We start from the raw sequence: 11,619 nt of genomic DNA, 5'->3' as shown, positions 1-11,619 counted from the left end.
CTGGGTCGAGCGAAATAATTGACACCTGTGCATCCGGTGTGTACCTGATCACGAAATGGCAACGGCGGCCACATACCCCGAGGGTTCCCAGCAGTCGTCGCTAGCATGAACTCGGCACGAAGGGGTGTCTGGCCGATGAACCGGCCGTGAACACAGATTCTTTTTTAGGAGTATTCGTGACTCTTCAGACCGTCATTCTCGCCGCTGGCATGGGCTCACGCCTCGGCCGCGCCCTGCCGAAGCCGCTGACCGAGCTCGGCGATGGCCGCTCGATCATGCAGCAGCAGCACGAGAACATCCGTACGGCCTTCGGCAGCGATGCCCGCATCACCGCAGTCGTCGGCTACCGCGCCGAGACGATCATCGAGGCGTTTCCGAACGTCAACTACGTCCACAACGAGCGCTACGACGAGACCAACACCTCCAAGAGCCTGCTGCGTGCACTAGGTGCGACAGGCAAGAACGGCGTGCTCTGGATGAACGGTGACGTCGTCTTCGACCCGCTCATCCTCGGCCGCGCAATCGAGTTCATCGAGCGCGACCAGTCGTTCGTCACGGTCAACACCTCCAGGGTGAGCGACGAAGAGGTGAAGTACACGGTCACGGCCGAGGGCTTCATCAACGAGCTGTCGAAGACCGTCAAGGGTGGCCTCGGCGAAGCGGTCGGCATCAACTACATCTCGTCGACACACAAGAAGGCGTTCATGCGTCAACTGCAGCGCGTCGAGGATCAGGACTACTTCGAGCGCGGGCTTGAACTCGCGATCGCCGAAGACGGACTGCTGTTGGAGCCGATGGACGTCTCTGATCTGTACGCCGTCGAGGTCGACTTCGCAGAAGACCTCGAGCGCGCGAACCTGTACGTTTGACACACGCCGGTCTGACACGCGTTTCCGAGAGCCGCCCCTTCCCCGCTTCCTGAGCGTGAGGACGGGGCGGCTCTCTGCTTTCTCCCTGATCTCTCTGCTTTCTCCCTGCAGACGAACCTAAGATCGTCGTGATGGCCAAGAAAGTGCACAAGATCCACTCCCTCCCCGGCGATTCTCCGTGGGACAGGGGTGTTGCTCCCGTGGGTTCGGATGAGCACCCGTTCGCCGTGCGCGGGCTCGATCGAGTGCTGGCCATTCAGCGCCCTCTCGTACTCGCTCATATCCGCAGCATCCGTCTGCGCAATCCGGATGCCACACCGGATCTGCTCGTGCGAATTCTTGAGCGCCGCTACCTCGCAGCGGTGACGACCGGGGGCGCAGCCGTCGGAGCAACTGCCGTCGTTCCTGGTATCGGCACCGGAATCACCCTGGCGCTGTCGGGTGTGGAGACGATCGGGTTCGTCGAGTCGACGGCTCTGTTCGCGCAGTCCGTTGCGGAGGTTCACGGCATCGCGATCGAGAACCCTGATCGGGCGCGCGCGCTGGTGATGACGCTGATGCTCGGCAAAGAGGGCGTGGATCTGGTCAGCCAGCTGGCTAATCAGGCGACCGGTCGTGGGGGCGCCCGGTCGTCGTACTGGGGTGAGCTTGTGACGAAATCGCTCCCCCGCGCGGCCGTCGGGCCGGTCGTTGACCAGCTCAAGACAGTGTTCGTGCGGCACTTCGCCGCGGCAGGCGGTGCATCCATTCTTGGCAAGGCGTTGCCGTTCGGCGTCGGGGCTGCAGTCGGCGGAGCGGGGAATCATCTGCTGGGCAGGCGCGTGCTGACGACATCGCGCCGCGCGTTCGGTGCGGCGCCCGTGGTGCTGCCGGCCGAGTTGGAACCGGTCGCCGGCGCCGAGAAACTCGAATTGCGGATGCTGCGCGGTGCGCGCTTCGCCGGATCGGCCGTTTCCGGGGCTGCGGGAACGGTGGTGCGAGGCGCGGGCTGGGTCGGGCACAAAGTCAATGACGTGACCCGTGGCAAGCGCAAGCAGCGCAGCCTGGAGCGTGAGGTGGATACCGGCGACTCGGTGCCCACAGATACGGATTCTTAGGGGTTCTCCCCCGTTCCTGCGGTGCGCCCTTCTGGGGTCGCTCGCGCGTCGGCGGCCACTCCTACCGTGGCCACATGTTGAGAGCCATCGATCCGACCGAACAACCGCCGACGCCTGCGTACCGAGTGCCGTGGCTCATCCGCCGCGATGATCCTGTGCATCCTGTGGTGATCAATCAGGGCCGGGAGGCCGTCGATTTCGTGCGAGTGTTCCGCGACGACAGCGCGGGCCAAGAGCGCACTCAACTGTGGGGACAGGTGCTTCCGTCAGAGGACATCGAGCTGTGCCTCTGCACGGCCGATCTCGAGGAGGTAGTCGTGACGCTGGCCTGGTTCCGGCCCAGCGACGGCCTGGAATACGTGTGGCGGTTCGTGGTGTGATGCGCGGGTCTCTGTCTGAGACGCACGCGCGATCTCACATGCCTTCGCGGCGGCGAAGCTCTCGACGAAAATCGGCCTCTGAGTAGGGCTTGAGATTTTCGGGCAGATCAGCAGCGGTCAATCCGTCAAGGAATACCGTCGGCTTCACCTGAAGTGCGGTGGCGAGCTGGATGAGCACGAACAGGGTCGGGTTTCCGACCCCCTTCTCTATGCGCGCCAAGTGAGACACATCCATGTCGGCGCGCTCGGCGAGCTTGGCGCGGCTCATCGTCGTCTTACTCCGCAGTTCCGCGACCCGCAGTCCGACCTGCTCGGATGCTCGAGATCGCGGTTCCTTCATTCCTCCAGCATCCAAGCGAACCGCCCAGTCGCCACTTGCTTAAATGCATGGGCTTGTATGCCATGGTTAACGAGCCGTTGTTTGGCTCGGTATTTGCCGCGCCCTGATTCCTTCCGACGGCGTCGTCAGCGTCAGGAGCACCCGCTTGAGCAGTCTCGGATCATTCGTCTGGCAAATCGCGGATCAGCTCCGGGGCCCTTTCAAACCCCATCAATACGGCGACGTCATCCTGCCGATGACGATCCTGCGCCGGCTCGACGGCATCATGTCTGTGCACCGCGACACGATCGCCGAGGTGCTGGCGAGCACGGACAACGAGGATTTGCGTGAGGTGCGGATCCGGCAGAAGACCAATCTGGGGTTTTACAACACGACCTCGTGGACGTTCCCGCGTCTGCTCGGCGACCCGGAGGGTCTGCAGGCGAACCTCGTCGACTACATCTCCGGCTTTTCGAAGAGCATCGACGTGTTCGACCGATTCAAGTTCGAAGACCAGATCGAATCGATGGCTGAGAGCAACCGGCTCCTGCTCGTCGTGCAGCGATTCGCCGATGTCGATCTGACCCCGGATGCACTTCCGAACGCCGCGATGGGCGACCTGTTCGAAGAGCTGATCCGTAAGTTCGCCGAGGCATCGAACGAGACAGCTGGTGAGCACTTCACCCCACGCGACGCGATTCGCCTCATCGTCGACCTGCTGTTCGCTGGCGATGACAGCGGCCTGAGCGTTCCGGGAGTCGTGCGCTCGATCTACGATCCGACAGCAGGCACGGGCGGAATGCTCTCCGTCGCCGAGGAACACCTGGTCGGATCCAGCGAGCACGCAGGCATGAACCCCGAGGCGCGTCTGCGCCTGTACGGCCAGGAGATAAACCCGCAGTCGTATGCCATCTGCAAGAGCGACATGATCGCGAAGGGGCAGGATGCCACGAACATTCGCCTTGGCAATACGCTCTCCGATGACCTGTTCGCCGGGCAGACGTTTGACTACGCGCTGTCGAACCCGCCGTACGGAGTGGATTGGAAGGCATCGCAAGCGGCGGTGAAGGCGCATATTCAGGATGCCGGAGAGAGCAGCCGCTTCCCTGGCGGGCTGCCCCCGATCAGTGACGGCCAGATGTTGTTCCTGCAGCACCTGGCGACAAAGATGCGTCCGGTACACGAGGGTGGCGGTCGCGCCGGGATCGTCCTGAATGGGTCGCCACTGTTCACGGGGGCTGCGGAGTCGGGGCCGAGCCAGATCCGCAGGTGGCTGCTGGAGAACGATTTGGTGGATGCGATCGTCGCGCTGCCGACGAACATGTTCTACAACACCGGTATCGCCACCTACGTGTGGCTGCTCGACAACAAGAAGCCGGCGGACCGCATCGGCACGGTGCAGCTGATCGACGGCGCAGGGTTCTGGACGAAGCTGCGCAAGAACCTCGGCCAGAAGAACCGCGAAGTGTCGGAGAAGGATCGTGCCGAGATCGTGCGCCTGTATGACGAGCACGTCGAGCAGAAGCACTCGAAGATCTTCCCCACTCACGCGTTCGGATACTGGACGATCACCGTCGAGCGCCCCCTGCGCGACGAGGACGGCAAGATCGTCACCGACCGCAAGGGCGATGCGAAGGCAGACGCGAAGCTACGCGACACCGAGAATGTGCCGTTCAACTGGGGCGGTAATGCTGAGGGTGAGGATGCCCAGGACGTGGTGATCCAGGCGTACTTCGACGCCGAGGTACTCCCCCACGTTCCGGACGCATGGGTGGACGCTGCGAAGACCAAAGTCGGATACGAGATCCCGTTCACTCGGCACTTCTATGAGTACGTGCCGCCGCGGCCGTTGGAAGAGATCGACGCAGAGCTGAACCAGCTCGTCGGCGAGATCATGGAGCTGCTCAAGGAAGTGGAGCGGTGAGGGCTCGCCGCTCTCGTTTGTATGCCCCTTGGACCGAACAGACGCCGTCACATTGGGATACCATCCAGCTTCGCCGAGTGGCCACGTTCAAGAACGGCTCCGACTACAAAAACGTCGAGGTCGCATCTGGTGGCTATCCGGTTTACGGTTCAGGCGGAGAATTTCGCCGGGCATCGCAGTACCTGCATGATGGCACGAGCGTTCTCTTCGGCAGGAAGGGCACCGTCAACAAGCCCCTGCTCGTGCAAGGTCGCTTCTGGACTGTCGACACCATGTTTTACACGGAGCTCAAAGAGAACGTGGATGCGAGATTCCTGCACTACTACGCGACGACGATGCCATTCGGCTATTACCAGACGAACACCGCTCTACCCAGCATGACCCAGGGTGACCTCGCAGCGCATGTATTGCCGGCACCACCGTTGGATGTTCAGCAAGCGATCGCCGACTACCTCGACCGCGAGACCGCCCAGATCGACACGCTGATCGCGAAGCAGGAACAGCTCATCGCGACCCTGAGGGAGCGGCGGTCAGGCGCGATTGACGCTACCGCCGTAACACCCGATGGCAGAAGCGCACGGATGAAGCACGCCGTTCAGTCGATCCGTCAAGGCGTGAGTCCGCAATGCTACTCATGGCCGGCTGACGGCGTCGAGACGTGGGCAGTCTTGAAGGCTGGCTGTGCGAACGGCGGCCGCTTCCGCGCCGATGAGAACAAGGAGCTTCCTCGCGATGAACAACCAACCCAAGGTGCGGTAGTTCGCGCTAGCGACCTCATCGTGTCCCGTGCCAATACTCGTGAATTAGTCGGCAGCGCGGCGGTAGTCGAAGGACACTTTCCAAAGCTGATGTTGAGCGACAAACTGTACGCACTCACGTTCAAACCGAATGCCTTGCCGCAGTATGTCGCGCTCTTGATGGGATCGCGTCGCTGGCGTGACCTTATCGAAATCGAGGCGAATGGGTCGAGCCCCTCAATGCAGAACATCAGCCTGAAAGTTATTCTGAGCTTGCCGCTTCCATTGCCTTCCGTGAGCGATCAGCACTCGATCATTTCTGAAGTCTCTTCTGCCCTCGCGAAAATCGACACTCTCATCGCGAAGGCCGAGCAGTTCATCAAGCTCTCGAAGGAACGGCGGGCGGCGCTGATCACCGCCGCGGTCACCGGACAGCTCGATATCGCGGCATAGCGCGCCTTGATCGGCCTTCAGCTCGCTCGAGAACCGGTCGGCGGGATCAGATCAACCAATCCTCGATGGGACGACGCCCAGCATCCGGAGCACTGAGCCAGGCATCCAGCGCTCTAACGATCACAGCCGCCTTACTTCCGTCACCACGAGAAAAGCGGCGCGCCGATACCAACAACAGGCTTGCAGCAGGAGCCCCTTCTGCCATGGCGCTCAGCAACAATGGCCGAAAGTCCCTGATGTTCTCCGTGACGACTCGTCGCCCGTCCGCAGCGGCGACTGTGAAAACGACGGCGTCACTAGCGGCGCGCAACTCGTCATCGATCACCACCGAAATGACGTCGTGACCGCGTTGCCTCAACGCGACGGCGATCACGTCACTGTAGTGCTCGTCTAGCAGCAGCCGCTCGCTCATGAAACGAGCCGCTGCTGTGCCTCCCACGACCTGAACGCTTCATCCGCGGCGCGATCATTGTCAGCCACTTCCGCGTCGATCTCGTCTGCGAACGCGCCGTAATACGCCATCGCAAGACGCACATTTCCGATACTGAGTGTGAAGTCGGCCGCGACCGTTTCGATTGCTGCATCGCCGCGACTTTCGACATCCCTCAACGTGGACGCGATCTCCCAGATGTCCGGACCAACGGCGAGAGCGGCCCGGCGCCCTGCGGGGCCATCACGAAACACGATGCCCGGGTACTCCTCTGCGCGCAGCCCTTCATCCACGAAACGCTGAATCAGTCCTGATGCTGTGGCGTCGCGGCTCAGAGCTCGACGGCGAAGACGATCGAGCAATTCATCATCGAATCGAATCGAAAGAGGCGTGGATGACATGTATTACATTGTAGCATCGCTCGATTGACGTCGATCGGGTGGGCGCTTCCCGCGTGACTGCTCATATATACGCCATGCTTGCATGCATGGGCATCGAGCATGAGAAGGCTTTCGAAGACGAGATCTGCGAACACCTCGCCGCCAACGGCTGGATCTACGAACCGCACAATGATGGTTACGACAAGGTCCGCGCGCTCTTCCCTGAAGACATCTTCGCCTGGCTGCAGCAGACGCAGCCGGATGAGTGGTCGAAGGCCATAAAGTCGACGGCATCCGCTGCAGAGCAGAACAAGGCCAAGGAACAGCTCCTCGACCGGCTCGTGAAGTCGCTCGACGGGCCGCTCGACGCCGGAGGCGGCACGCTCAATGTGCTGCGCCGCGGCTTCAAGAAGACCCCCGCATCCTTCCAGATGTGCGCCTTCAAGCCCGCTACTACCCGCAACGCGCAGGCGATCGCGAACTACGAAGCGGTGCGGCTGCGCGTCGTGCGTCAGGTCTACTACTCCACGAAGCACACTGCCTCAATCGACCTGGTGCTTTTCGTCAACGGCATCCCCGTCGCAACTCTCGAGCTCAAGACCGACAACACTCAGTCGATCGACGATGCGACCGCCCAGTATCGCAATGCCCGCGACCCCAAGGGCGAGTCGCTGCTCGGCTTTGCGAACCGCGCACTCGTGCACTTCGCCGTCTCTACCGACGAGGTCGCGATGACGACCCGCCTTGCTGGAAAGAGCACTCACTTCCTGCCCTTCAACCTCGGCAACGATCAGGGGGCAGGAAACCCTGTGAACCCCACAGGTGCAGCATCCTCCTATCTCTGGGAACGCGTGCTGCAGCGGGATGCCTGGCTGCACATCATCGGACGCCTCCTGCATGTCGAGAAGTCCAGCTCGACCGATCCGATCACCGGCGAGATCACGAAGCGTACAGCATTGCTCTTCCCGCGATACCACCAATGGGAGCTCGTCACAAAGCTGATCGCGACCGCACGCGAGGAAGGCCCGGGCCAGCGCTATCTCGTTCAGCATTCTGCGGGATCTGGCAAGACGAACTCCATCGCGTGGCTCGCACATGGACTAGCGAACCTGCATGACGACGACAATCACAAAGTCTTCGACTCGGTCATCGTGATCACCGACCGTACGGTGCTCGACGACCAGCTACAAAAGGCGATCAAGCAGATCGAAGGTGTCGACGGTACGGTCGCCACGATCAACGCCGACGAAGTGCGCAAGGCTGGCGAAGGATCAAAATCGGGCCTACTCGCGCAGACGCTTCTGTCTGGCAAGCTCATCATCATCGTCACGTTGCAGACCTTCCCCCACGCGCTGGAAGCGATCCGGGAGAATGCCGGACTCGCCGGGCGCAAGTTCGCGATCATCGCAGACGAGGCGCACTCGTCACAGACCGGCAGCGCGTCGCAGAAGCTGCGCGAGGTACTCACCTCCAGTGAGCAGGCCGCCCTCGATGATGGTGGCGAAGTGGATGCCGAGGCGCTTCTCTCCGCTCAGATGACAGCCCGCGCAGCATCCCCCAACCTCTCATTCTTCGCCTTCACTGCCACGCCGAAACCCAAAACCCTCGAGCTGTTCGGACGCCCAGATGCGGACGGCATCCCGCAGGCATTCCATGTCTATTCGATGCGTCAGGCGATCGAAGAGGGCTACATCCTCGATGTCCTGCGCAATTACACCACTTACGACACCGCTTTCCAGCTTGCCGAGAGGACCAAGCGTCACCTTCAGTTAGTGGACGAAGTTGATGAAGCCGAAGCCACAAAGGGCCTCATGCGCTGGGTGTCACTGCATCCGACGAATATCGCGCAGAAGGTGCAGATCATCGTCGAGCACTATCGATCGAACGTGCGACACCTGCTCGACGGCCATGCGAAAGCGATGGTTGTCACGAGTTCGCGTGAGCATGCGATCCGCTATAAGGAAGCGATCGATGCCTATATCTCCGAGCGGAAGTACCCTATCGCGACGCTGATCGCCTTCTCCGGAACGATGGCTGCGGAACAGGTGCCCGGCATCGCGTTCGCCGGCGTCGAGCCGCCGTACTCAGAGGCGAATCTCAACAAGGGAGTGCGCGGACGCACTCTGCCTGCCGCGTTCGCATCGGACGACTTTCAAGTGCTCATCGTCGCGAATAAGTATCAGACAGGGTTCGATCAACCTTTGCTTTGCGCGATGTACGTCGACAAACGGCTCGACAACGTCACCGCGGTGCAGACGCTGTCGCGGCTGAACCGCACCTACCCTGCTCGAGGCAAAGACACCACGTTCATTCTTGATTTTGTCAACGACCCAGACGAGATACTCGAGACGTTCCGGCAGTTCCACCGCACCGCCGAGCTGAGCACCACGAGCGATCCTGACCAGATACACGACCTGCAGGCAAAGCTCGATGGCGCATTGATCTTCACCGATGCCGAGATCGAAGCGTTCGCCACGGCATTCCTCGCTACCGCGACCCGTCCGAAGCATGGCGCGCACACTGCGCCGCTGAAAGCTGCATCGGACCGGTTCAATCAGCGGTACACCGCGGCAGTGGCATCCGAGGACAAAGCCACACAGGATGAACTTGACCTGTTCCGCAAGGACGTCGGCACGTTCATCCGCATGTACGATTTCCTCTCTCAGATCTTCGACTACGAAGACACAGCGCTCGAGAAGCGCTCACTGTATCTGAGGTTGCTGTTGCCTCGTCTCACCGGGCGGGTCTCGAAGGATCCGATCGATTTCTCGGCAGTCGAACTCACCCATATCAAGCAGACGCGCAGCGGCGATCACGCGCTGGATCTGGATGCTGGCGTCGCTGATCCGATGGACCCGCCAGGTTCTGGCGGCACTGGCACTGCGCGCGACCCACGCCTGGCGCGACTGGCTGAGATCCTCGGACGCCTCAACGAACTGTTCTCAGACGAGGACTTTTCTACGTCAGGCATCGAAACGTGGGCGCAGGGTGTCGTGACCGTGCTGGTCGATGACGAGCGCATCAAGACGCAGGCGAACGCGAACTCGCAGAAGCAGTTCCTGGAGTCGCCGGATCTGACGGATGCCGTCGCCGGAGCCGTGTTGGGTAATCAGGACACGAACAATCGCCTGGTCGACCACCTTTTTGCGAGAGAAGATCGTCGCAACGAGTTCGTCCGGTTGCTGGGGACTCTCGCTTATGAGGAGTTCGCTGCGCAGCGGGCGGCAGAGTAGGCACGGGTTCGACCCGCTACGCACAAACAGGTGCGGGCCCCGGCAGCGCCGGGACCCGCACCCATGTACAAATCAAATTCAGCCGAACTGGTTCATCGTGTTGTCCTTGCCACCCGCCTTGAGCGCGGCGTCGCCGGCGAAGTACTCCTTGTGGTTGTCGCCGATGTCACTGCCCGCCATGTTCTGATGCTTGACGGTCGCAATCTCTTCGCGAATCTCACGACGCTGGACACCCGTCACGTAGGCGAGCATGCCCTGGTCGCCGAAGTAGCCCTTTGCGAGATCATCCGTCGACAGAGCCGCCGTGTGGTAGGTGGGCAGCGTAATGAGGTGGTGGAAAATCCCGGCCTGCTCGGAGCTGTCCCGCTGGAATGTGCGGATCATCTCGTCGGCCACCCGCGCGAGCTCGGTGTTGTCGTAATCGACGCTCATCAGTTCGCCACGGACGTAGATGGAGACATCCTTGCCCTGCTCGGCGAACAGGTCGTAGGCCTGCTGACGGAAGTTGAGGGTCCAGTTGAACGACGGGCTGTTGTTGTAGACGAGCTTCGCGTTCGGGATGACCTTACGCACCTCGTTCATCATGCCGGCGATCTGCGCGACGTGCGGCTTCTCCGTCTCGATCCACAGTAGGTCGGCACCATTCTGCAGCGAAGTGATGCTGTCGAGCACGCAGCGCGCCTCACCGGTACCAGCACGGAACTGGAACAGGTTGCTCGCGAGCCGCTTCGGACGCAAGAGCTTGCCATCGCGCTTGATGACGACATCACCGTTGCCCAACTCCGACTCCGAGATCTCTTCGACTTCGAGGAAGGAGTTGTACTGGTCACCGAGGTCACCAGGCTCATGCGTGACAGCGAGCTTCTGCGTGAGGCCAGCGCCGAGCGAGTCGGTGCGGGCGACGATCACGCCGTTGTCGATGCCGAGTTCGAGAAACGCGTAACGGACTGCGGCGAGCTTCGCGATGAAATCCTCGTGCGGAACCGTGACCTTGCCGTCCTGGTGACCGCACTGCTTCTCATCGGAGACCTGGTTCTCGATCTGGATGGCGCAGGCCCCCGCCTCGATCATCTTCTTGGCGAGAAGGTAAGTCGCCTCGGGGTTGCCAAAACCGGCGTCGATGTCGGCGATGATCGGCACGACGTGGGTCTCGTAGTTGTCAATCTGTGACTGGATGAACTCGACCGCCGTCTCATCGCCAGCCGACCGAGCCCCGTCGAGCTTTGTGAAGAGAAGATCGAGCTCGCGGGCGTCGGCCTGGCGGAGGAAGGTGTAGAGCTCCTCGATGAGCGCCGGCACGGCGGTCTTCTCGTGCATCGACTGATCGGGAAGAGGCCCGAAATCGGAGCGGAGCGCTGCAACCATCCACCCCGACAGGTAGAGGTAGCGCTTGTTGGTGGTCTTCAGATGCTTCTTGATCGAGATGAGCTTCTGCTGCCCGATGAATCCATGCCACACACCGAGCGACTGCGTGTACAGCGACGAGTCGCCGTCGTACTCCGTCATGTCGCGGCGCATGATGTCAGCCGTGTACTGGGCGATCTCGAGTCCGGTCCTGAACCGGTTCTGCGCCCGCATGCGGGCGATGTACTCGGGGTTGATGGCATCCCAGCTGGATCCGTTGTGCTCCTTGAGAGCCTCAACAGCGTCAATGTCGTCTTGGTACGCAGTCATCTTGTTTCCTTCGCGGTGGTGGCTGAGTCGCATTAACTCCACCTTGCGTCAAAAAAACAACGTCTTCCCGTGAACCAGCTATAGAAGATTCATCAATTTTCTGCAACCGGGAAGAAGGGTGTC

Annotated in this window: 10 protein-coding genes; 6 read left to right on the top strand and 4 right to left on the bottom strand. The window is 61.3% G+C overall.

The window, feature by feature from the left end; genetic code table 11:
• Nucleotides 1–176 precede the first annotated feature (176 nt).
• From AC1C2Q_RS15220 to AC1C2Q_RS15210, 3 genes are all read left to right on the top strand, one after another.
• Entirely contained in the window at nt 177–869 is a 693-nt protein-coding gene (locus AC1C2Q_RS15220; RefSeq protein ID WP_495432077.1) for a phosphocholine cytidylyltransferase family protein, read from the top strand.
• 131 nt (nt 870–1,000) lie between these two features.
• Entirely contained in the window at nt 1,001–1,966 is a 966-nt protein-coding gene (locus AC1C2Q_RS15215) for a hypothetical protein (RefSeq protein ID WP_495450791.1), read from the top strand.
• Nucleotides 1,967–2,040: 74 nt separating this feature from the next.
• Nucleotides 2,041–2,346: a hypothetical protein gene (locus AC1C2Q_RS15210; RefSeq protein WP_495432075.1), complete on the top strand. Its 306-nt coding sequence runs from the start codon at nt 2,041–2,043 to the stop codon at nt 2,344–2,346.
• Between the two features lie 34 nt (nt 2,347–2,380).
• Here AC1C2Q_RS15210 and AC1C2Q_RS15205 read toward each other — a convergent pair whose 3' ends face one another.
• The gene (locus tag AC1C2Q_RS15205; protein WP_495450790.1) at nt 2,381–2,686 is read right to left on the bottom strand and encodes a helix-turn-helix domain-containing protein; all 306 of its coding nucleotides are present in this window, start codon (nt 2,684–2,686) and stop codon (nt 2,381–2,383) included.
• A 145-nt stretch (nt 2,687–2,831) separates the two neighbouring features.
• On the opposite strand from AC1C2Q_RS15205, the gene AC1C2Q_RS15200 reads away from it, so the two are divergent.
• Nucleotides 2,832–4,589, top strand: a complete 1,758-nt coding sequence (locus tag AC1C2Q_RS15200) for a type I restriction-modification system subunit M (protein ID WP_495450789.1) — start codon at nt 2,832–2,834, stop codon at nt 4,587–4,589.
• Nucleotides 4,586–5,779 (top strand): restriction endonuclease subunit S, encoded by a 1,194-nt coding sequence (locus AC1C2Q_RS15195; RefSeq protein WP_495450788.1) that lies wholly within the window; start codon nt 4,586–4,588, stop codon nt 5,777–5,779. Before AC1C2Q_RS15200 ends, AC1C2Q_RS15195 begins: the two co-directional genes overlap by 4 nt.
• Nucleotides 5,780–5,825: 46 nt before the next feature.
• On the opposite strand, the gene AC1C2Q_RS15190 is transcribed toward AC1C2Q_RS15195, so the two are convergent.
• Nucleotides 5,826–6,191, bottom strand: a complete 366-nt coding sequence (locus AC1C2Q_RS15190; RefSeq protein WP_495450787.1) for a DUF5615 family PIN-like protein — start codon at nt 6,189–6,191, stop codon at nt 5,826–5,828.
• Nucleotides 6,188–6,610, bottom strand: a complete 423-nt coding sequence (locus AC1C2Q_RS15185) for a hypothetical protein (protein WP_495450786.1) — start codon at nt 6,608–6,610, stop codon at nt 6,188–6,190. Before AC1C2Q_RS15185 ends, AC1C2Q_RS15190 begins: the two co-directional genes overlap by 4 nt.
• Nucleotides 6,611–6,696: 86 nt before the next feature.
• On the opposite strand from AC1C2Q_RS15185, the gene AC1C2Q_RS15180 reads away from it, so the two are divergent.
• Nucleotides 6,697–9,822 carry a type I restriction endonuclease subunit R gene (locus AC1C2Q_RS15180; RefSeq protein WP_495450785.1) on the top strand — a complete coding sequence of 1,042 codons (3,126 nt, stop codon included), beginning with the start codon at nt 6,697–6,699 and terminating at the stop codon, nt 9,820–9,822.
• 78 nt (nt 9,823–9,900) lie between these two features.
• On the opposite strand, the gene AC1C2Q_RS15175 is transcribed toward AC1C2Q_RS15180, so the two are convergent.
• Nucleotides 9,901–11,496, bottom strand: coding sequence for an isocitrate lyase (locus tag AC1C2Q_RS15175; RefSeq protein WP_495450783.1), 1,596 nt, complete (start codon nt 11,494–11,496; stop codon nt 9,901–9,903).
• Nucleotides 11,497–11,619: the final 123 nt, after the last annotated feature.

The sequence above is a fragment of the Microbacterium sp. Y356 genome (assembly GCF_059445355.1).
The sequence above is the reverse complement of the archived record's forward strand: the minus strand, read 5'-3'. Positions and strand labels throughout refer to the sequence as shown.